The sequence below is a fragment of the Rhodopseudomonas sp. BR0M22 genome (assembly GCF_010907035.1).
Taxonomy (GTDB): domain Bacteria; phylum Pseudomonadota; class Alphaproteobacteria; order Rhizobiales; family Xanthobacteraceae; genus Rhodopseudomonas.
On sequence record NZ_QUMK01000044.1, the window covers coordinates 19,763 to 41,052 of the forward strand.

Genomic DNA, 21,290 nt, shown 5'->3' on the forward strand with positions numbered 1-21,290 from the left:
GCAATGTGATCCGATGAGAAAGTTGCTATTAAAGGCCGCGATCCTGATGGGCACGCTGTCGTTGTGGAACGGCGGCGCGCTGGCAATGCCGCTCGGACGCGCGCCGCTGTACGCATCGCCGGATGTGATCCAAGCCGACTGGCAATGCGGCCGTGGTTGGCATGTCACGTCCTGGGGCACCTGCCGTCCCGATCGCCGTCTCGGCTATCGGTTTTCTTCGTGGCCGTACCGCTATGATGGTTACCGCGCCGACGCCTGGAGTGACGAATACAACTGGCCTCACGACGACCCCTCGCATGACGACGATACTCCGCCCGCCTACGACTGGTCATGGGATCACTGACCCGGGCAACCTCGAGCTGCGCCGATCCCGCCAACCATCGCGATCGGCGCACTCCGGTTGGACATGAACGATGAACGAACTCATCCTGATCGCTGAAGACGAGCCGGAAATCACCAAGATCCTCGACGCGTATCTGGTGCGGGAAGGATTCCGCACCGTGAGTGCGGCCGATGGACAGACTGCTCTCGATCAGCACGCGATCCTGAAACCGGATCTCGTTCTGCTCGATGTGAAGATGCCGAAGATGGATGGCTGGGACGTCCTCGCCGAGTTGCGTCGCCGGGGCGAGACGCCGATCATCATGATCACCGCGCTCGATCAGGATCTCGATCGTCTGCAGGGATTGCGTCTCGGCGCCGACGACTACGTGGTCAAGCCGTTCAACCCGCTCGAGGTCGTTGCCCGCACCAAGGCGGTTCTGCGACGGTCGGGTCACGCGACCAGTCGAACGATTCTTCGCATCGGTAAGCTCGAAGTCGACCTCGAGAGTCACCTGGCGAAGGTGCATGGCGACGAGGTCGCGATGCCGCTGCAATTGACCCTGACGGAATTCCGACTGCTGGCTCATATGGCAAAGGCGCCGACGCGGGCTTTCGGCCGCAACGAACTGATCGACGCCTGCCTCCCGGGCGGCGACGCGCTGGAGCGGACGGTCGACAGTCATGTCAGCAATCTGCGACGCAAGCTCGACGATGCAGGCGCGACCGGCATGATGTCGGTGGTGCGAGGCGTCGGCTACCGACTGACGGCCGCATGAAACGGTATCGCCTCAGCGGGCAGATCACACTGTCGATGAGCGTCGTCGCCGCCATCGCGGTGCTGATGGTGTTCGTCGGCACGTTCATCTTCTACAGCATTTATATGACCTGGTTTCCACCGCCGCCGGGTCCGCCGCCGTTGCTGCCGGAAGCGCCCGACTTCATCCTGATCGCGATCTTCCTTCTGCTCGGCCTCGCCATCGCGATCCACGCCGCACTGCGGCTGACGCGGCGCATCCTCGCACCACTCAATTCGCTCGCCGAAGGCGCCCGCAAGATCGCAGCCGGCGACCTCACCGCGCGGGCGGTGCCGGGCGATCGCTCGCTCGGCGAAACCGCCCAACTCGTCGATGACTTCAACGCGATGGCCCAGCGTCTACAGGACGTAGCGCAGTCGATGGCGTCGTGGAACGCAGCCATCGCTCATGAACTGCGGACGCCGCTGACGATTCTGCGTGGTCGCCTGCAAGGGCTCACCGACGGCGTCTTCGAACCAAGCGATGAGCTGTTCAGGAGTTTGCTGGCTCAGGTCGAGAACCTGTCACGTCTGGTCGACGATCTGAGGGTCGTGACCCTCTCGGACAGTCAGCGCCTGGACATGCGCGTCGAGCCGACGGATCTCGCCAGCGAGGTGGAGCAGGCTGTCGAGGCGATGCGCCCTGCTCTCGAAGGAGCCGGCTTTTCTGTTCAGATGACAACCGAGCCGGTGACGCTGCCATGCGACGGCCCGCGGATCCGACAGGCCCTACTCGCGCTTTTGGAAAACGCGCGTCGCTACGCGACGCCCGGCGTGATCGAGATCCGGATGACTCTGGAGACGTCCGAGGTGGCCATCGCCGTTGAAGACGAGGGGCCCGGCTTGAGCGCCGAGTTCGCAGCACGAGCCTTCGATGCTTTCGCACGCGCCGAGCCTTCCCGGTCCCGGCAATTCGGCGGCTCGGGCCTCGGATTGTCGGTAGTGCGTGCGATCGCCGAGGCGCATGGCGGACACGCCCGATACAGCACCTCGGAAAACGGCGGCTCTGTATTCGAGATCGTCTTTCCCATCGTCGGCGCCCCAGCCGACTCCAATGCTGCATCTTGCGCGCCGAGAGTCTGACGACTGCGTGACTACGCGTCCAACCGTCGCAGCTGTAAATCGAAAGTCGCACACCAAACGCCGAGCCTGTCCCATTCGGGGACCGATGACGTCGGCTTATGGCCCCTAAGCAGACGTCGTGGATAGGGCCCAAGGCGAGCCGGAGTCAACGAATCGCGACACTGAAAGCAGCATCCAGGCCGCTGACGCCGCCGCGCGCGGCTTCGGCATTGGGCCGGCAGGTCTACCTCAGGTAACTCGCCAGGGTCAGGCTTTGCACCGTCGCAATAGCGGAATAGGAAGCCGTGAGTTGTGCCTGATAGGTCGCCAGCGCCGCCGTCACTGCCGCGACGTCCACGCTGGTCAGATCGGTGGCCAAAGACTGTGCAAACGATTGATAGTCGGATTGGACCGTGTTGGCGCGCTCGATCGACGCCGCCGAATTGGAGATCCGGCTTTGCACGGTGCCGATCGCATCGGTCGCGCTGGTGACAAGATCAAGCGCCTCCTCGAGCGTGTCCGACGATAGCGACGAAGCGTTGGCGATCAGATTCATCGCCCGCATCGCCTGCTCGAACGCCGGATCGTCTGCGGTGACACCGTAGGTCACCGTCTGAGTGTCCGACACCCGCGCCGACGCCAGCTCGTCGTCGCCCTGATAGTACGAGGTGTCGGAGCTGGACGGTGTGGTCGCGGCCGGGTAGGTCGCGCTGGACACGTCGACCGGCGCGGTATCGGTGCGGGCGCCGCCGAACAGATACTGCGCGCCGTATTTGCTGTTCAGTAGAGCGGCCATTTGATTGAGCGCGTCCTGCGCGGACTGGATCACGCTGGATGAATCCGTGCTGGCGGCGTTGCTCGCCGCGGTCAACGTGCTGCGGAAGCTCGACAGCAGGTCGGCGATCGAATTCACCGACGCATACATCACCTCGATCTTGCTGCCGGCCTGGGTCGCGGTGTCGATGTAGGTCTGGGCACGGGCGACCGAGACCTGCAGGTTGACGATCTGCTTGGCCCCCGAGCCGTAGCCACCGAAATCGGTGGAAACGACGCCGGACGCCTCCTGCATCTGCATCGTGGTCATCGTCGCCTGGCTCTTGAGAGCGGCAGCGATCATCTGCTGGCTGGCTGCGAAGGTGGCGACGCGCATGGTCATGGCGGCCTCCGTCAGCCAGCGCTCTGCACGGCGGAGAGCAACGCTTCGAACATCTCGTTGATCGCCTGGATCAGTTGCGCGGCCGCCGCGTACTGATTCTGCAGATTGCTGAGCTTGGCAGTCTCCTCGTCGACATTGACGCCGCTCTGCGACGACAGCGCGCTCGACAATGTCGACTGCGTGGTCTGCTTGGCAGTGTAGGCGTCCTCCGCAGAGCTGGCGATGGTGGCGACGTGGGCGATAATTTCCGCGGCGTAATCGGCGAACGAGCTGTCGCTGGCTCCGAGCCCGCCCACCGCCGCGAAGCTGGTCGATCCGGTGAGCGCCGAATACAGCGCGTCCGTGACAGTCGACGAGCCGGCGCTGAGGACCGTATCGCCGATTGTCAGACTCGCGGACGACGACAGCGACGACGTCGGCAGCTTGGAGGAATCGGCGAGAAGGCCGGCAGCGACCTTGAAATCGGAGGCACCGGTGGCGGTCACGATATCGTTCAATCCGAGGAAATCGGACAGACCGGCGCCGTCGTCACCGATCGATCCGGTCATGTTGGCGATCGCGATGCCGTTACTCGCGCTCGAGGCCGCAATCACGACGTGCCCGGAGGAATCGATCGACGCCGAGAGGCCCGAGATGCCGTTGATCGCGCCGACCAGATCGCCGACCGTCGCATAGCCGGAGAGGTCGAGGTCGCTGTAGCTGACGAGGGATCCACTCTGATCGGCCACAGCAATACGCACGGTCCCGGTGCCGTTCAGCGCCGTCGATGACGTGACGGCGGTGGTTCCGGTCAGAGTCGATTTCGGCGGCAGCGCGGTGCCGAGATTCGATGCCGCGTTGATGCTGTCGGCCAGCTCGGTGGCCAGCTGGTCGAGCTGCGCCTGAGCCGCCGGAAGCGTCGTGTCGCGCAGCGCGATCAGCGCGCCGATCGATCCGGACGAGATCTGTCCGGTGACATCGACGCCATCGACGGTGATGCCGGAGAAGCCGCCCGCCGACGATGCGCTATAGGTGGTGGACGAAGTCACCGTCGATGCCGGCGTGTACGACAACTCGTGCACCGCGCTGTCGAGCAGTGCCTGGCCCGACCCGGTGTAGATCTGCATGTCGCCGCCCGACGTGATGAAGTAACTGACGTTCATCTGGTTGGCGATCTGCTGAGCCGCAGTATTACGCTGGTCCTCGAGATCGCCGGTGGCCTGCCCCGAAGCGGCCGCCAATTTGATCTGGGAGTTGAGATTGGCGATCAAGTTCAACTGTTCGTTGACGTCGTCGATCCCAGCGTCAATCGATTGGTCGGCATCGCTGCGCAGATCCTGGATGCCGCTTGACGTATCGCGGAGCTGGGTGGCGAGCGTGTCGAGAGAGCTGATGACATTGGCCTTCAGCGACGAACTGCTCGGATCGTTGCTCAGCGACGACAATGCCTGCTCCAGCGTCGTCAACGTGTCGGCGAGCGACGTGTTGGAGCTGTCACTGCTGGTGCCGTACAACGCCTGCAATTGGTCGAGGTAGCTGTTGGTCGTGGTCGCCGAGCCAAGCTGCGAAGTCGCCTGGACCAGCGACTTCAAGAGCAGCTTGTCGACATTGCTGGAGATGCCGGTGATCGTGGTCCCGGTACCGACGCCGCCGGTGACGGTGGCCGCTTGGTTCGCGGTCTTGACCGTATACCCCGTGGTCGAGGCATTGGAGATGTTCGACGAGGTGACGCTGATCTGCACCTGCGTCGTCATCAGGCTGCTGAGTGCGATACTTCTGGCAATGTTCAGCGACACGTCGACCTCGCCGTCTGGGCGTCAGGCCCGGATGTTGGTGCCGCTGGAGGTGCTGCGCTGGACGATTCGCCCAGCGGCGCTGTAGGGCGACGCACCGGCCATCTGCTCACGAATAGCGGACATCACCGTTTCGATCCTGCGCTGGCTGGCTTCGATCGCCGCCCGCAGCCGGATCAGGTTCTCATCCATCGATCGTCGCAAGCATTCGATCCGCGCTGTGAACTTCGCCTGCAGCTCGGCATTGTTCGCCGGAAGTCTGACGCGACGCGCCGACACCTCGCCGACCCACAGCTCGAAGTACTCGGCGAGCCGGGTCTTCACCTCGGTTTGACGCGACTGCGACGCCGGCAGGCCGATGGCCAGAGCCGTGTTTTCGGCGGCGATCACATCGATCAGCGCGTCGATCAACTCGATCAGCTCTTCGATCCGTTGCGCGCTCTCTGCGTCGCTCATATGCCGCACTCGATCCGGCGTCATGTCACGTCCTCGCTGTGTTGGCGTTTGTTGGTTGTGCGACGTGACGCTGCGCCAGTGCGGCGCAGCGCGCATAAGCCGTCGCGGCCCCGGACCGTGTGCGAGCGCCATTGAGCTCGACCAGCACCCGGTCGCGGCGCGCGACGGCGGCTGCCCGAAGCGCGCCGACCTCGCTCTCCAGGATGATTAGACGGCGCCGGTCATCGGACCGTGTCATCGCCATCGCAGCGGCCGTAGCGCGGCGCAGCCGTCGCAACAGTTGGTCGTCGTCGTCCCGGGCGAACATGCGTTACCTCATCGCCGAGATCAGCGTGGAGAACATCTCGTTGACCGCCGAGATCACCTGCGACGCCGCGGAATACGCCTGCTGCGCGGAAATCATGTTGCTGAACTCGGTATTGGTGTCGGCCGTCGACGCTTCGAGAACGCCGCCTTCGATGCTGCCGGCGCCGTTGGTGCCGGAGAGCTGCACCACCGCGGTTCCCGACGCCAGGGTCGCGGCGTACATGCCGTTGTCCTTGGCCTCGAGCTGGTCGGCCGCCGCAAAGGTCGCGACCGGCACCTTGTAGATCGTCGTGGTCTTGCCGTTCGAGTAGGTTGCGCTGACCGCACCATCGTCGCCGATGGCGATGCTCGACAGCTTGCCGTAGGCCATCCCGTCGGATTCGATGCTGGTCAGATCGACGGCAGGCGTGGTGGCGCCGGACGAATATTGGGTCAGACCGTCGGTGCCGTTGGCAGTACCGAGATCCATGGTGATGACGCTGTCGGCCGCCCCGTTGGTCCAGCCTGTCACGCTGACCGTCGCCGGACTCGGGTTGGTGCTCGCCAGCGAACCGCCGCTGTTGAAGGTGATGGCGATCGAGCCCGACGACGTTCCAGTTGCAGTCGAACTGTCCGACGCCAGTGTCGGATTGGCGAAGGTCGCGGTCCAACTGTTCTCGGCGGTCTTGGTCCAGGTGATCTGCATCGAATTCGCGGTGCCGAGCGAGTCGTACAGCGACATTGATGTGGTGAAGGTGTCGTTGACTGCGGCGTCGGCAGGAAGGTTGGCGGCGACGGACGTTGTCGTGGTGGCACTACCGCTGGTCGCCGCGACACTGGTGTCGATCGGCACCAGCGTATCGGCGCTGGCACCACCGACCACGTTGCCATCGGCGTCGGTGCGCCAGCCGAGCAGATAGGCCCCGGAAGCGTTGACAAGATGGCCGCTACTGTCGAGCGTGAAGGAGCCGCTGCGGGTGTACAGCGTGGTCCCGCCGGCGACCGCCGTTGTCACGGGAAAGAAGCCGTTACCCGAAATGCCGATATCGGTCGAGCTGGTGGTGGCGGTGAGCAGACCCTGCGTCGTGATATTGGACTTCGACAGCACCGTCACGCCGCCCGAGGAGTAGGTGCTCGCGCCAGACGCGGCGGTGACCAGCTGACTGAACGACGCAGAGGTCGTCTTGTAGCCAACGGTCTGAGAATTAGCGATGTTGTCGCTGATCATCGCCAGCGACTGGCTCTGCGCGTTGAGCGCCGAAATCGCCGACGATAAGGCTCCGGTCAAACTCATCTCGAAACTCCGAACTGATTACGAGGTGACGCCGACAACGCTGGAGACGGCGAGCGAGGTGTCGCCGATCTTCAGCATTGCAGTGCCCGAGGAGCTGTCGACCCCTGTGACCGTTCCGGTGACGGTGGTGTAGCCGTAGACCGAGTTGCCGGAGGAATCGGTGGCCGTGACCGCGAGCGAGTATGTGCCGCCATCGGCGAGCTGGGTGCCGGACGTCGTGGTACCGTCCCAGGTGAAGCTGTTGTTGCCGGCCGTGGTGGTGCCGCTGCCGGACCAAACAACGTTGCCGGAAGAGTCCGAAATTTCGAGCTTAACGTTCGACGCCGCCGAATTCAGCGAGTAGCCGAAGTTGATCTCCCCGTTCTCCAGGGTCGCAGAGTCCGCCTTGGCGGTGACCGTCTGGCCGATGTAGTTCGATGAGTTCAGTGTCAGGAGACTGTTGAACGATGTCGTCAACGAGCTGAGGTTGCTGTTCAGCGTCTGCTGCTGCTCGAAATTGGCGTAGGACGTGAGCTGCGAGATGAAGTCGTTGGTATCGGTCGGCTCCAGCGGATTCTGGTTCTGCAGCTCGGTCACGAGCAGGGTAAGAAAGTCACTCGACGTCAGCGTCGATGAAGCGGTCGACGACAAGGTCGTGGTGGCGCTCGTGGCCGCGTAGGCGGACGACGTGGTGGCAGCGACGCTCATGGCAAGCTCCGGCGCGCACCGGCACGTTGTGCCGGATCGGCAATCAGTTGATGTCGTGGATGGTGAACCCGTTCGAAATTGAAACGGTCGGGCGCGCGTTTTCAGGCGGCTTTTCTGGTTAGCGGCCGCGAAGAAAAACCCCGCGGCGGCGACCGGCGTAACGCACGCGCCGATGCGCGCGGCGCATCACGGCGCCACGGCTTCGACCTGATCACGGTGTGGTTAGAGCGGGGTCGCCGAAGCCGATCAGCTCGGATCGCGATCGTCGTCACGCGGCGGCGATGCGGCCGCCGGCGCTGCGGGATCGGTAGGGTCGCGGCGCACACGCGCCATGATCCGGTCGACCAGACCGTCGGGTGCCGTCACGGGTGGAGAGCTCATCAGCCGGCGCAACCGCTGTGCATCCGCCAGCGCGGCGCGGGCAGGTTCCGAATTGCGCAGCAGCAATTCGGCATCGCGGCGCACCTCTTCAGGCCAGCGCGACAGGTCATCGCCAAGTCGATCGAGCAGATTCTGGAAATCTGCGGCATCCATCATCTGCATCCCATTCTGGGAGGGCTTGTGACCAGTTCAGGTCAACAGTTTGCAGAGATCTAGCATGTCGCCATTGACGGACTCTTAAGCAAGGCGGATCGCGAAAAAAGTTTGGCCGATGGCGGCGTCATCGCCGCGGCAGCCCCCTCTCCGCCCCGGCCGCCACCTCCCGCCACGCATCGCGAAGCTCGGTGAGGCTGGCGACGATCCGGTCGTAGCGCGTCTTGGCGTCGGGCCTGCCGTAGGACGTCAAGCAGGCCATAATCAGGGCGTGATAGGTAGTGAACAGCCGCTCCGTCACCGCCGAGCCGCGGCTCAGGTCGAGGTGGTGACTCAGCCCGCGCAGGATGGTGACCGACCGCATCAGATGGGCGTGTCCCTCCTCGAAGCGCTTCTGTTCAGAAGCGATCACGGACCGGCGCAACGACAGGATCGCCCCGTCGATCAGCATGATCACGGCCTGCAGCGGGGGCACCGTCACCGCAGCACGTTGGTACAGCTGGCTGGCGAGATGGGTGTTCGGATAAGCCATGGTCAGTCGTTGCTGGAGTTGAGAAGGGCTTTGAGGTAATCCAGCGTCGAGTTCGCGGATTCGATCGCCGCCTGGTATTTGGCGTAACGGAGCCGAAGGTTCTCTTCGAAAGTGGCCGCCGCCGAGTTGATGGTGTCCGCGCGTTGCTGCAGCGTGTCGTTCTGCGATTGAAGGTCGTTGATCAACGTCTGCAGGCTACCCGATGTGCTGTCGGACGCGTTCTGAGCGATCGAGGTCAGCATCGCGGCGACGCCGATGGAGGCCGTCACGGTGATGGACTCCGAGCCGGTCCCCCGGAACGTGAACGCGATTCCGGCGTAGTCGGTCCCGGCAGCGCCGATGATCGAATTGCCGCTGATGGTGAACAGGCTGCTGTCGCCGTTGACGGACACCGAGCTCAGGGCGCCGCTGCTATCGACCTCGACATCCAGGGTGAACGAGGACGGCGGTGACACGCTGGTGTTGACCACGCTCAGGCTGCTGGAAGACGGCGTCAATTGCGTGCTCAGAAGCGCGATCACGCCGTCGAGGTCGCTCGACAGCGTCGAGGTCAATGTCGAACTGTCCAGGGTCAGCTCGTTGCTGCTGTCGAACGCCAGGCCGAGATCAGCCAGCGACAAGCCGCCGATCGTGGTGTTCAGCGCCGCCGAGATCTGCGTCATCAGATCGCGCAGCGTGCTGTCGCCGAACAGCACCGCGTCGTCGCTGGCGGTCCCGTCGCTGCTGGTCGCCTGCTGGCCTATGATGAATTCGCGCACCGCGTTGTAGTCGGTGACGAGCTGCTCCACGGCCGCAACGATGGTGTCGGCGTCCGGCTCGATGTCGAAACTGATGGTCGATCCGCTCGGGCTGGCTTGGAGCAGGTTGAAGGTGACGCCGTCCAGCACGTCATCGATATCGTTGGTGTCGCGACTGATCGTGATTCCGTCGAGGACGATGATCGCCGGCTGCGGCTGCTGCACCTCGTTGGCGAACGAACCGGATTCGTCGGTAACCCCCAGCGCTGTCATGATGTCGGTGCCGGAAACGGAACTAGTCTGGATCGCGGCATTGTCGACCGAGGCGGACAGAAGCAATTCGTAGCTCGTGCTCGACACCTGGATCACCGAAGCCTGGACGTTGGTCGTCGAGCTCTGCGCGTTGATCGCACTGGCGAGACTGGCCAGCGACATGCCCTCGGTGACGCTGATATCGACGCTGTCTCCGCCCTCCACGCCGATCGAGAATACGCCGCTGTAGCCGAGCGCGTCTGTCTTGTCGGCAACGCTGGTGCCGAGCACCTTGTGGGCGGTTGCGACCTGAGTGACAGTCAGCGTGTGGTCGCCCGTCACCGCACCATCGTCGATCGACATCGACAGCACCGAACTGGCGGAAACGTCACCGGTCGCGCTGATGGTGGCGGCGCGTGCGGCAAAGGCGCTGCCGGACATCGAATTGACGATCGAACTGGCAAGACTCTTGGTGTTTGTGGCCAGTGTCTCCAATAGACCCTGTGCCTCCTCATAGGCGGAGACCTTGGCCTCGTTGGCAGTGATCTTGGTTTCGATGCTGTCCGCCCGCGCGGTCTTGGAAGCGACGGAGGCCTCGATCAGGGTGTCCCAGTTGATGCTGGTCGAATTGCTGGTGCCGGTGGTGGTGATGGTGGCGGAGTTGGCGATCGAAGAGGCACTGCTGGTGCTGCTGCTGACGGACGTCATGCGCTAAGGCTCCGCGGAAGTGGAGCGGACCGCGCCGGGCGGTCCGCTTTTCGTCGTGACGACGCGATCAGCCGAGCAACTTGAGCAGATACTGCGGCATCTGGTTGGCCGCGGATTCCGCCGCGACCGCCGCCTGGACCTTGACCTCGGCGGAGGCCAATTTCGCCTGTTCCGACGCGATGTCGACGTCGGCGATCGCCGAGTTGGCGGCTTCGAGGTTTTCCGACTGGGTCGAAATCGAGTCCGACGAGAAGTTGAAGCGCGATTCCAATGCGCCGATCGAGGCGCGTGCCGATGACACCGTATCGATCGCAGTGTCGAGAGCGGTCAGCGCGGTGGTCGCCCCGGCCTGGGTGGCGACACTGAGCGAATTCACACCGAGCGTCGCGGAGGTCAGGTCGCTGAGCGATACCGAGATGGTGTCGGTGGTGGAAGTGCCGACCATGATCGAGGTGGTGGTGAAGTCGCCGTTGAGCAGGCTGGTGCCGCTGTAGCGGGTGCCGCTGGCGATGCTGTCGATCTGCGAGATCAGCTGCGAGAACTCCGACTGGATGTAGCCACGGCTGTCGTCGGTGACGTTGCCGGACGACGCCTGCGTCGCCAGCGACTTCATGCGCGCCAGGATGTCGCTGATGTTGGAGGCGCCGCCGTCGGCAGTCTGAAGAATCGAGGTCGCCTGCGAGGCGTTGGTGGCAGCCTGCTGCAGCGTGGTGATGTCGGAGGAGATCCGGGTCGAGATCGCCAGGCCCGCGGCGTCGTCCGAGGCCTTGTTGATCCGCGAACCGCTCGACAGCTTGGCCAGCGAGCTCGACTCCTGCGCGGAGTTGACGTTGAGGAAACGCACCGCGGTGTTGGCGGCTGTGTTGGTGGAGATGACGGGCATTGGCTCGCTCCTTCGGATGATGCGGCGGCGCCTGCCGCCTGTCTGGGACACTCCCGGACGCGGGGCGTCCCTCGTCCGCTGCGTACAACGGACGGACACCTCCCGATCAGGCGGACGAGGTCGAGGGCCGACCAGGTATGGTTAGCAATCGGTGAAGATGTGCCGGATGTCGCGCTCGTTCCGGCGCAGCAGATCGCGCAGTTGCTGGCGGCCTCGTTTGAGCAGCGACTCCACCGCCGACACCGTCGTCTCCATGACGTCGGCAATCTCGCGATTACTCATGTTCTCGTGGTAGGAAAGGATCACCGCAATGCGCTGCTGCTCGGGAAGTTGCTGCATCGCACGCTCAAGCAGGATCGTGACTTCGTCGCGCTGGATCGCCGACACCGCGTCGGGTTGAGTGTCGGCCGGTTCTGGCACCGCATCGACATTGTCGGTGCGCGGCTGGCGATGCAGATCGATGCAGCGATTGGTGACGACGCGATACAGCCAGGTGGAGAACTTGGCGCGGCCATGCTCCCATTGTCCGCGCCGTGTCCAGACCTTCAGCATGGTGTCCTGCACGACGTCTTCCGCATCGTCGCGGTTGCCGAGGATCCGCAGCGCGACGCTGAAGGCGCGATCGATGTGGCGCTCCACCAGGCGACGAAATGCGACCTCGTCGTCTTGGGCAAGTCGATCGAGCAACTCATCGTCTTCGTCGCGCGGGCGCACAGGCACGATCGACGCATCGAGCGCAGGCTCGGCCATCAACGGCGCGGCCTCGACCGGAGTACTGATATCGAGCGCATAGGCCATTCCTATCTCCCGACCCATTGTGCCGAGCGTGTGAAGCTGTGCACGGATTCGTGGATTGATACGCGGCGGCCGGAGAAACCAGGCGGATAAATTTGCTCGATTGACCAAAGACTTAGATGGAATAATTTGCCCAGCGGGCGGCAAGTTTTGCCGAGCCAAGGTGACGCGACCGCACGCGCGGCCCAACTCGAGCCCGCGGATTGTCGCGCAAGGATCGGATACTGCCCCACTCGTGCACCGGCCATCGAGACATCCGGCCACAGGCGGCCGGAAGCAAGTAATCTTCGTGCGCACAAGAGATGGATAAGCAAAATACTGACTCTGGCTGTGCCAAGGACTTCCGTCGAATCGATGACTTGACGCTATCGCAGCTGCGCACAGCAAATCTTAATGAGTTTGGCCAGTTATGCGTTTCGGCGCGAGCGGGGTGGCACTGAGTGCACTCAGTGCAGACGTGGCAATGAACTGAAATAATCGGCGACACTCGGCCTGACGTAGTACGGATCGCGTAGTATCTTGGACTTTTCCAGCGATTGAACCGCCCGGAATGGTCCGCTCGGCCGTACAAATTCGGTCCAGACCGACAGGTACGCCGATGATACATTTCGATCAGTTTCTGATTGCTTCCGAAGACAAGACACCGCGACTCGGTGTCGCACAGCGCCACCGGCTGAGACAGCTAAGCGAACGCCGCAGCAAGTCGGTAATATATTGCGGAGCGGGACCTGTACCCGCCGATGCGCTCGTGATTTTGCTCGAGCCGATCAACGCGCTACGCGCAGAGGCGCTGGTCGACGCTTTGGACGATGCCGCGACCATCGCAATTCCATGCAGCGCGAGTTCAGCGTTCGATCCGGTCAAGACGCGACTCGAGGCGCATGGCACGATCGGCGTCGATGGCGCCGATGCACCTCACCAGCTGTGGTGGGGTGGACGCAGGCCGCCCGCTGCGCCGACCGGAATCTATCGACCCGACGGCATCGTGGTCACGACCTGCTACCTGCACGGGACACAGTCCGGCGAAGCACTGTTGCGCCTGCAGGCTGAGGCCGACCTGTTCGGGCTGAAGCCGATCGTCCAGGAGCTTCCGCAAACTCCGGTCGGCTACGTCGCATCGAAGATCGCCTTCATCATGGAGCAACTCGACCGGACGACGCGGCCTCTACTCTGGATCGCTCCCGACGTCGCGGTGAAGCAACATCCGGTGCTGTTGCAGGCGCTGAATTTCGACGTCGCGTTTCATCGCCGCAAGGACGGCGTTGCCGATCCTCGCGTGATGGCGTTCCGTCCCACCGAGGCCACCCGCGCACTGCTCCGGGTCTGGCAACGACTGAGCTTCGACTTTCCCGATCTGCCTGAGAGCTTCGTGTTCGATCAGGCCTGGATCCTGACCACCGCGCAGCAGCCGCTGGAGACGTCATGGCTGCCCGGAAGCTATTGCGAGGCAGATTCGACGATTCGTAGTGCCACCTTCCGGGTGCCTCCACCGGTGTTCGACATCGACACCGCCCTCTGCTCAGGGAGCTATCCGCGCATCGCCCGCCGGTTCGGCCGGCCACATGCGCCGGAGCCGGCGTTGATCATCAAGGGCAGGAATCCACAGAGGCATCCCGTCATGGTGGTGATCACCGGGCATCGCGATGCAGCGCCAGGCAAAGTCAGCACCGCGTTTCAAGCGATCGCATCGGCATTCGCCGCTGATTGTGGAGGGTTCGCGCAACTCGAACTGGTGCTGTGCGAGGAGACAGCCGAGATGAGGCAGTTGATGGCAAACTACGATGATGGCTGGGTGGTGCCGGCGGCGGCGGACGGACACTTCCCCCCGGACACCTTCGTCCGGCTCGGCCGACGTGCGGCGCTGGCAGACGCCGCCGGTTCGCTCGACATCGCAGCGCCCAGCCCGGTCACCAATATCGTCAGCGCAGCGATGAGCGCCCAGGCAAGGTGGAGCCAGCACGGACTGGGCCCATTCATCCGCCGCCCGCACCATGCGACGATCCACCGATCCTCAGGCACGTAGCCGAGCCTGAGCCGAAGCGGCATGCGCGGGGAGGCTCAGCGCAGCTGGGAGGAGTTGCTGGACCACGGTCAGCCGGGCCGGACGCCTCCTGCCGGGTCGCCCGGCTTCGCGCCCGCAGCGCAGCGCGAAGCGACGCCGTGCGCGTGCATGACGAGATCGACGTCGATCTGCCTCGCCGCCGGCCCTGCACGCCCTGCTTCAGGCAGCCGACCACGACGGACCGATGATGTTCGCGCGGATCGGCGTGACCCAGATGCTGCGCCGGCATCATCCGGAGCCGCCTCGTCCGCTGCGCGAGGACAAGCCGTGGGGCCGGCGCCGTCTCAAGCGCGACGAGTAGGCCGGTAGACTCGGTGCGGATTCCGTGGTGCGGAGCGTGGTGCAAACGAAAAAGCGGCCCGTTTCAGGCCGCCGTTACCGTCATCTAAGTCGTTGATTTTGATTTGGTAGCGGGAGAGGGACTTGAACCCCCGACCCCAGGATTATGATTCCCGTGCTCTAACCAGCTGAGCTACCCCGCCACGGTGGTTCGTCGTCGGCCTTGCGAACGAAGGCGATGCGAACGCGCGGCATATAAGGAGGCGCGGCTTGCCGTGTCAAGCAATGCCGGGCCGGGCGGGAAAACTACGGCATCCGACTATTTGGGGCGCACCGTCGGATCGCCCCCCGGCGTGCCGGGCGGTGGAATCACCCGCATGGTGCCGACGTCCGGCGCCGGTGCGCGCATCTCCGGGTCGATGCCGCTCGGCGGGCACAGCACGCCGTCGGTTTTCGCCAGCTTCTCGCCGAGCGGCTGTGTCTGCCCGGTGGTCGCGCCAGGAGCGGTGGTGCCCGGCGGATTGGCGGTTCCCGGATGCGGGGTGCATGCGGTTGCGGCCGGCGGTGCGCCGACCGACGGTCTTGGCGGCACCTGCGCCGCAGCGGGTGCAATCGCCAGAACCAAACAGCCGATCGCGATGGTCAGTCTCGATGTCATGCCCGGACAACGTGCCGGGCGGCGCCGCGTTCCGGCGGCGAGCGGTCACAGTTTGCGATAGCGGATCAGCGAGAAATGGCCCATCGGCGGCATCGGTCGGCGCTCGGCCAATTCCACGCCGCCGTGACGCGCCGCCCAGTTCACCAGCCGTGCCCATGGGAACTCCGGTCGCCAGCCGAGCCGCCGCGCGATCGGCGAAAACGCCAGCTCGAACAGCTTGCGCGGCCCGCTCTCGGCGCCGATGTGGTTGACCAGGATCAGCTCGCCGCCCGGCTTCAGCACGCGGACGAAATCGTCGAGCGTCGCTTCCGGGTCCGGCACCGCGGTGATCACGTATTGAGCCACGACCGCATCGAAGTGGTTTTCCGGGAACGCCAGGTTCTTGGCGTCCATCACAGCCAGCACGTCGACATTGCTGAGGTTCAGCGTGCGGACGCGCTCGTGCGCCTTGCGCAGCATCGGCTCGGAAATATCCACGCCGCACAGCCGCGTGGTCTTCGAATAATCCGACAGCGACAGTCCGGTGCCGACGCCGACATCGAGCACTCGCCCGCCGATCGCATCGGCCACCGCGATGGTCGATTGCCGGCCGCTGTCGAACACTTTGCCGAAAACCAGATCGTAAATCGGCGCCCAGCGCGCGTAGGCTTTCGCCACGCCCGCGCGATCGATATCGTTAGCCATACTCTGCCCCGAAAGTCCTTTAGCCGCGCACGGCGGCCAGCGCCGGCGCCTCGATTTGCTCGCGCCCGCCTGCGAACCGGCGCGGCGCGGCGCTCTTGATGAAGCCGCCGCCGAGCACACGGGCCTGGCCCTCGGCCGCGTCGTAGAACACGCAGGCCTGCCCCGGCGACACGCCCTCCTCTCCGACCACGAGTTCGACCTCGTAGCCGCCGTTCGCCGCGCGCAGCCAGGCCGGCTGCGGCGCTCGCGTCGAGCGCACCCGGACGAACAACTCCAGGCCGTCGCCGATCACGTCGTCGAGCGCGCCGTCGCCGATCCAGTTGATGTCGCGCAGCACGATACGGTCCATCAGCAACGCTTCGCGCGGGCCGACCACGACCTGCCGCCGCGCCGCGTCGAGCCGCAGCACGTACAGCGGCGCGCGCGACGCGATGCCGAGACCACGGCGCTGGCCGACGGTGAAATGCACGATGCCGGGATGCTGGCCGAGCACACGGCCTTCGACATCGACGATGTCGCCCGGCTCCATCGCGTTCGGCTTCAGCCGCTCGACCACGTCTGTGTAACGTCCGGTCGGCACGAAGCAGATGTCCTGGCTGTCGTGCTTGTCGGCCACCGACAGGCCGAACTGCCGCGCCAGCTCGCGGGTCTGCGGCTTGGTCATGTCGCCGAGCGGGAAGCGCAGGAAATCAAGCTGCTCGCGCGTGGTGGCGAACAGGAAATAGCTCTGGTCGCGGTCGGCGTCGGCGGCGCACACCAGCGTGCGCGAACCATCCGGCAGCCGCCGCGACGACACGTAGTGGCCGGTCGCCAGCGCCGAGGCGCCGAGCTCGCGGGCGGTGGCGAGCAGGTCGCGGAATTTGACCGAGCGGTTGCACTCGATGCACGGCACCGGCGTCTCGCCGGAGGCATAGCTGTCGGCAAAGCTGTCGATCACCGACTCGCGAAACCGGCTTTCATAGTCGAGCACGTAATGCGGAATCCCGATCCGCTCGGCGACCGCGCGGGCGTCGTGGATGTCCTGGCCGGCACAGCAGGCGCCCTTGCGATGGATCGCCGCGCCATGATCGTAGAGCTGCAACGTGATGCCGACGACGTCGTAGCCCTGCGCCTTGAGCAGCGCAGCGGTCGTCGAGGAATCCACGCCACCGGACATCGCGACCACGACGCGGGTGTCCTGCGGACGGCCTTCAAGATCCAGACTGTTGAGCATTGGTTCAGTCATGAGCTGCGACCGGCGTATGCCGCGCGGTCATCCTTCCGCATTGTCCAGAAGCGGCCGTGCCAATTCCGCAAACCTCGGTGAGGCCTGCTTTTAATATAGGCCGCATTCCGACGGCGCAATCACAGCCGACCGGTTTTGCGGGCCGTGCTCGCGGCAAATTCTGCCGCAGAGGCAAAAAACGCGCGGCCAGGGCGGGGTCTCACCGCTCCTGATAGAATCTATGTCCATGAATTTACTTACATTTTTGTTTGGCCCGGTCCTTGCTGAATGAGTTCCGGAGTGAAGAGTGAGAGATCGCCCGTGGTCAACGTATCGCCAGACGTCGCAGCCAACACGCCCGCCCCGTCGCCCCGGATATCGGCGCGACCGGAACGGTCGTCGCAGACGGATAATTTTGCCGCGCTCGTGGACAGCAATACCGCTGCTTATGACAGGGCCAGCTCCGCGCCGGCGAAGGCGGATCCTCGGCCCTCGAGCAATGCGGCGGACGATCGAAGCTCCCGCAGCGAAGCGGCGGACCGCCCGCGCAGCCGCGACAACTCCCGCTGCACCGACGACGCTGCACCGTCCGATCAGGTCTCCACCAAGCCCGATGCCAAGACCGGTGACACCGGCGGAACCGACAAGCCGAGTCCGGCCAAGGACAGCAAGACCGACAAAGCGGCCGAGAGCAAATCTTCCAAGGACGGCAAATCCGCCGATACCACGCCCGACGCGGATAAGAAGGACGGCGATCAGGCCGGCAAGGATGCGAGCGCGACACCAGCGGCAGCGATTACGGCCGAAGCCGTGGCGCTGATCACGGCCAAGACCGACACGACAGCCGCCGCTCCGACTGCCGAGCCGGATGCTGCTGGCGCGTCGACCGGCACGCCGCTGGCGATCGCCTCGGCGGCAGCGTTGAAGGCCAAGGCCGCCGCCGAGACCGGCGCGGCCGCCGGCCAAACCGCCACCACCGATCAGACTGCCGCAACCGAGACGGCCCAGACCGGCTTGGCGGCCGATCCCAAGCTCGCAGCTCTTGCCGCGCAGGCCAGCGGCGGCAAGACCACCGCAAAGACCGACGCCACAGCGAAAACCGACGGCACCGCGAAGACAGACGGTAAGGAGACCAAGGCCGCCGCGACCGCTACGCCAGAGGCCGCGGCTCAGGCGACGAGCGGAAACGCCGCCACAGGCACACCGCTGCCACCGCAACCCGGCCAGACGACGTCCGACGGGCATCCGGCTGGCGAAGCGAAGCTCGCCCACGCGCTCGCCTCGGCCGGCGATGATGCCTCGTCGAAGGCCGGTGCCTCTCACCAGAAGCCGGACGCGACGATGCCGCAGCCGCAGGCCGATGCGAGCTCCATGCTGTCGCAAACGCCGATCGCTGTGCCTCAACATCTGCAGGCGACAGCGACTGGCGGCATCAACGCCGTAGCCGCGTCGCAGCTCACCGCAACCAAGGCCGCCAATGCGCCGGTGCCGCTCGACGGTCTCGCGGTCGAAATCGCGACCCGGGCGAAGGGCGGCGCAACCCGGTTCGATATCCGCCTCGATCCGGCCGAGCTCGGCCGCATCGACGTGCGGATCGACGTCGACCGGCACGGCCAGGTGACGTCGCATCTGACGGTCGAGAAGCCGGAGACACTGCAGATGCTGCGGCAGGATCAGCCCCAGTTGCAGCGCGCCCTCGATGACGCCGGTCTGAAGACCGGCAATGGCGGGTTGCAGTTCAGTCTGCGCGACCAGTCGTCGTCGGGCCAGCAGGGCCAGCATCAAGACAACGGCCGGCAATCGCAGCGGCTGGTGATCAGCCAGGATGACGCTCCGCCCGCGGCGAGCGTGGGACGAGGCTACGGCCGCATGCTCGGTGCGAGCGGCGGCGTCGATATTCGGATCTGAGGAGCAACGCGCATGTCCGTCGATTACTCAACCGCGACTACGCCGTACTCGGCCCCAAACCCGAACTATTCGGCCGACAGCGCGAAATCGAAGACCAGTTCGACACCTGGAATCGCCGACAATTTCCAGACCTTTCTGACGCTGCTGACGACGCAGCTGAAGAACCAGAACCCGATGGACCCGCTGGACACCAATCAGTTCACCCAGCAATTGGTCCAATTCGCCGGCATCGAACAGCAACTCAAGTCCAACGAGTCGCTGAGTTCGCTGGTTCAACTGCAAACCACCGCGCAGGCCACACAGGCGATGAACCTGGTCGGCGCCAACGCCATCGTCGACGGCAGCAAGACGCAGCTGGTGAAAAGCAAGGCGACCTGGTCGCTGTCGACCGACAAGCCGGTCAGCGCGCAGGTCGCGATCGAGAGCGATACCGGCCAGACCGTCTACTCCGGAAAGTTCACGATCAATGCCGGCAACGATCAGGCATTCGCGTGGGACGGCCGCGGCAACGACGGCACCCAATGGCCGGACGGCAACTACAAGCTGTCGATCGTCGCCACCGACGCCTCCGGCAAGACGGCGACCGTCTCCACTCAAATTCAGGGGACGATCGACGCGGTCGACCTCAGCCAGACCCCGCCGAAACTGTCGATCGGCAGCCAGACCTTCACGCTCGATCAAATCAACAAGCTGGTCCGGGCGAACGCCAGCGCCACCTCGATGTAACGAGGCGGCGCGCCCGGGCCAGGCTGGCGTTCACTGCTCGATCAGCTTGTCGGCGAAGTAAGCGATCGTCTTGCGATACACCAGCGCTCTGTTCCACTCGCGCATCGCCTCGAAATTCGCCGACCCCTCTTCGTAGGAACCGCCGGCCTTCCAACCTGCGGTCTTGAGCAGATTGGCGGTCGAAGCCAGCACATCCGGCACGCTGTGGCGCAAGTCGACGTGGCCGTTGCCGTCGTAGTCGACGCCGTACTTGATATAGGAAGACGGCAGGAACTGGGTCTGACCGATCTCGCCCGCATAGGCGCCGACCATGTCGCGCAGGGTCAGGTCGCCACGCTGCACGATCTGCAGCGCGGCCATCAGTTCGCCCTGGAACAGATCGGTGCGGCGGCAATCATGCGCCAGCGTCGCCAGCACCCGGAATACCGGCAGCTTGCCCATATCGCCCTTGCCGTAATCGGTCTCCAGCCCCCAGATCGCCACCAGGATCTGCGGCGGCACGCCGAACTGGCGCTCGATCCGCGACAGCAGCGAGGCATTGCGCATCAGCATTGCGCGGCCGGCCTTGATGCGGCCGGCGCCGACCCGGGTGGAGACGTACTGCTCGAAGCTCTTGTTGAAGGTGCCGCGCTGGCGGCGATCGAATGCCAGCACGGCAGCATCCTCGGTGACGCCGCCGAGCGCCTGCGAGATCACACCCTGAGAAATGCCGGACTGCGCCGCCTCGGCGGAGAAGCTGGCGACAAAGCTGTTGAAGTCGCCGCCGCAGCGGGCGGCTTCCGCCGGCGCGGTAGCGAGTAACGCGCCGCCGAGGGCGCAGGTGACGAGGGCAAGACGCAGCTTCAACATCTGAATTTCATCTCCAAACAAACAGAACGGGGAGCAGGACGGACGGAGAACCGGCACGGAATGCGTATTGATGCGTATTGCTATGACAATCGCGCGAATCTAACATTTCATGCTTGCGGTTGCGAGGCGGGACCAACAGCGCCATATCTAGACCATTCATCGCCCCCGCATCCGGCCCCTGGCACCACGCCCACGGGACCTTGCCAATGAAGGGATCAACGCCATGCCGCGCCGAGGCATCCTCAAAGGCCACCCGCTGTTTCGCCTGCTGGCGATCAACCTGGCGATCGGCGTGATGATCGCGGCACTGCTGCTCGGCGGACTGCTGTATCTCAATCCCGGCCATCTGCGCGACCTGATCTTCGCCGACGACTCGCCCGGTACTGCACTTGGCCTGCTGCTGTTCGGCTTCGTCGTGACCTTCGGGTCGGCGGCGATGGGCTCAGCGATCATGGCGATGGGCACCGATCTGCGCGGCGGCGGCAAGGGCGGACGCAAGCTGGAGCTGCCGATCGAGCTGATCCCGGGCGCCAAGGCGATCCCGGTGCGCGCCGACCACGGTGCCCGCTCGGTGCGGCGCGACCACCTGCGCTGATCCTGGCGCGCGGCGCATTCCCGCACCGCGCCTCCCCACCCGCTCCGATCCGCAC

General features: G+C 64.7%; 22 protein-coding genes and 1 tRNA gene. 7 read left to right on the forward strand and 16 right to left on the reverse strand.

Going from position 1 to position 21,290, the window contains the following annotated elements; all coding sequences use genetic code 11:
• Positions 1–46: 46 nt before the first annotated feature.
• The 3 genes from DY468_RS15115 to DY468_RS15125 all read left to right on the forward strand — a co-directional run bounded on the left by DY468_RS15115 (position 47) and on the right by DY468_RS15125 (position 2,200).
• Positions 47–343: a GCG_CRPN prefix-to-repeats domain-containing protein gene (locus DY468_RS15115; RefSeq protein ID WP_246700989.1), complete on the forward strand. Its 297-nt coding sequence runs from the start codon at positions 47–49 to the stop codon at positions 341–343.
• Between the two features lie 70 nt (positions 344–413).
• The gene (locus DY468_RS15120) at positions 414–1,100 is read left to right on the forward strand and encodes a response regulator (protein WP_164605624.1); all 687 of its coding nucleotides are present in this window, start codon (positions 414–416) and stop codon (positions 1,098–1,100) included.
• Positions 1,097–2,200 carry an ATP-binding protein gene (locus tag DY468_RS15125; protein WP_164605625.1) on the forward strand — a complete coding sequence of 368 codons (1,104 nt, stop codon included), beginning with the start codon at positions 1,097–1,099 and terminating at the stop codon, positions 2,198–2,200. The genes DY468_RS15120 and DY468_RS15125 overlap by 4 nt, the downstream gene beginning before the upstream one ends.
• A 223-nt stretch (positions 2,201–2,423) precedes the next feature.
• On the opposite strand, the gene DY468_RS15130 is transcribed toward DY468_RS15125, so the two are convergent.
• From DY468_RS15130 to DY468_RS15175, 10 genes are all read right to left on the reverse strand, one after another.
• Positions 2,424–3,335, reverse strand: coding sequence for a flagellin (locus tag DY468_RS15130; protein WP_164605626.1), 912 nt, complete (start codon positions 3,333–3,335; stop codon positions 2,424–2,426).
• Between the two features lie 11 nt (positions 3,336–3,346).
• Positions 3,347–5,110 (reverse strand): flagellar hook-associated protein FlgK, encoded by a 1,764-nt coding sequence (gene flgK / locus DY468_RS15135; protein WP_164605627.1) that lies wholly within the window; start codon positions 5,108–5,110, stop codon positions 3,347–3,349.
• Between the two features lie 21 nt (positions 5,111–5,131).
• Entirely contained in the window at positions 5,132–5,587 is a 456-nt protein-coding gene (locus DY468_RS15140; protein ID WP_164605651.1) for a flagellar protein FlgN, read from the reverse strand.
• 286 nt (positions 5,588–5,873) lie between these two features.
• Positions 5,874–7,142, reverse strand: a complete 1,269-nt coding sequence (flgE, locus tag DY468_RS15145; RefSeq protein ID WP_164605628.1) for a flagellar hook protein FlgE — start codon at positions 7,140–7,142, stop codon at positions 5,874–5,876.
• A gap of 18 nt (positions 7,143–7,160) precedes the next feature.
• On the reverse strand, positions 7,161–7,829 hold the full coding sequence (locus DY468_RS15150; protein ID WP_164605629.1) for a flagellar hook assembly protein FlgD: 669 nt from the start codon (positions 7,827–7,829) through the stop codon (positions 7,161–7,163).
• A gap of 246 nt (positions 7,830–8,075) precedes the next feature.
• Positions 8,076–8,363 carry a hypothetical protein gene (locus DY468_RS15155; RefSeq protein WP_246700990.1) on the reverse strand — a complete coding sequence of 96 codons (288 nt, stop codon included), beginning with the start codon at positions 8,361–8,363 and terminating at the stop codon, positions 8,076–8,078.
• Between the two features lie 127 nt (positions 8,364–8,490).
• Entirely contained in the window at positions 8,491–8,895 is a 405-nt protein-coding gene (locus tag DY468_RS15160) for a flagellar export chaperone FliS (protein WP_164605631.1), read from the reverse strand.
• A 2-nt stretch (positions 8,896–8,897) separates the two neighbouring features.
• Entirely contained in the window at positions 8,898–10,592 is a 1,695-nt protein-coding gene (fliD, locus tag DY468_RS15165) for a flagellar filament capping protein FliD (protein ID WP_164605632.1), read from the reverse strand.
• A gap of 67 nt (positions 10,593–10,659) precedes the next feature.
• A complete protein-coding gene (locus DY468_RS15170) occupies positions 10,660–11,475 on the reverse strand; it encodes a flagellin (protein WP_164605633.1) in 816 nt (271 codons plus the stop codon).
• Positions 11,476–11,616: 141 nt separating this feature from the next.
• A complete protein-coding gene (locus DY468_RS15175) occupies positions 11,617–12,273 on the reverse strand; it encodes an RNA polymerase sigma factor (protein ID WP_164605652.1) in 657 nt (218 codons plus the stop codon).
• A 547-nt stretch (positions 12,274–12,820) separates the two neighbouring features.
• Between DY468_RS15175 and DY468_RS15180 the strand changes: the two genes are divergently transcribed.
• The gene (locus DY468_RS15180; RefSeq protein WP_164605634.1) at positions 12,821–14,293 is read left to right on the forward strand and encodes a hypothetical protein; all 1,473 of its coding nucleotides are present in this window, start codon (positions 12,821–12,823) and stop codon (positions 14,291–14,293) included.
• 68 nt (positions 14,294–14,361) lie between these two features.
• Here the strand turns inward: DY468_RS15180 and DY468_RS24795 are convergent, their stop codons facing one another.
• From DY468_RS24795 to mnmA, 5 genes are all read right to left on the reverse strand, one after another.
• A complete protein-coding gene (locus DY468_RS24795) occupies positions 14,362–14,499 on the reverse strand; it encodes a siderophore-interacting protein (RefSeq protein ID WP_246700991.1) in 138 nt (45 codons plus the stop codon).
• A gap of 238 nt (positions 14,500–14,737) precedes the next feature.
• Positions 14,738–14,814: transfer RNA gene (locus DY468_RS15190), tRNA-Met, on the reverse strand.
• 116 nt (positions 14,815–14,930) lie between these two features.
• Positions 14,931–15,269 carry a hypothetical protein gene (locus tag DY468_RS15195; RefSeq protein ID WP_164605635.1) on the reverse strand — a complete coding sequence of 113 codons (339 nt, stop codon included), beginning with the start codon at positions 15,267–15,269 and terminating at the stop codon, positions 14,931–14,933.
• A 45-nt stretch (positions 15,270–15,314) separates the two neighbouring features.
• Complete coding sequence (locus tag DY468_RS15200) at positions 15,315–15,953, reverse strand: class I SAM-dependent methyltransferase (protein WP_164605636.1); 639 nt, start codon at positions 15,951–15,953, stop codon at positions 15,315–15,317.
• Between the two features lie 19 nt (positions 15,954–15,972).
• The gene (gene mnmA / locus DY468_RS15205) at positions 15,973–17,166 is read right to left on the reverse strand and encodes a tRNA 2-thiouridine(34) synthase MnmA (RefSeq protein ID WP_164605637.1); all 1,194 of its coding nucleotides are present in this window, start codon (positions 17,164–17,166) and stop codon (positions 15,973–15,975) included.
• Between the two features lie 312 nt (positions 17,167–17,478).
• Between mnmA and DY468_RS15210 the strand changes: the two genes are divergently transcribed.
• Together DY468_RS15210 and DY468_RS15215 are read left to right on the forward strand one after the other, a co-directional pair.
• Positions 17,479–19,065 carry a flagellar hook-length control protein FliK gene (locus DY468_RS15210; protein ID WP_164605653.1) on the forward strand — a complete coding sequence of 529 codons (1,587 nt, stop codon included), beginning with the start codon at positions 17,479–17,481 and terminating at the stop codon, positions 19,063–19,065.
• Positions 19,066–19,077: 12 nt separating this feature from the next.
• Complete coding sequence (locus DY468_RS15215; RefSeq protein WP_164605638.1) at positions 19,078–19,791, forward strand: flagellar hook capping FlgD N-terminal domain-containing protein; 714 nt, start codon at positions 19,078–19,080, stop codon at positions 19,789–19,791.
• Between the two features lie 30 nt (positions 19,792–19,821).
• On the opposite strand, the gene DY468_RS15220 is transcribed toward DY468_RS15215, so the two are convergent.
• Positions 19,822–20,640: a lytic murein transglycosylase gene (locus DY468_RS15220; protein WP_164605639.1), complete on the reverse strand. Its 819-nt coding sequence runs from the start codon at positions 20,638–20,640 to the stop codon at positions 19,822–19,824.
• A 223-nt stretch (positions 20,641–20,863) separates the two neighbouring features.
• On the opposite strand from DY468_RS15220, the gene DY468_RS15225 reads away from it, so the two are divergent.
• Positions 20,864–21,235: a hypothetical protein gene (locus DY468_RS15225; protein ID WP_164605640.1), complete on the forward strand. Its 372-nt coding sequence runs from the start codon at positions 20,864–20,866 to the stop codon at positions 21,233–21,235.
• Positions 21,236–21,290: the final 55 nt, after the last annotated feature.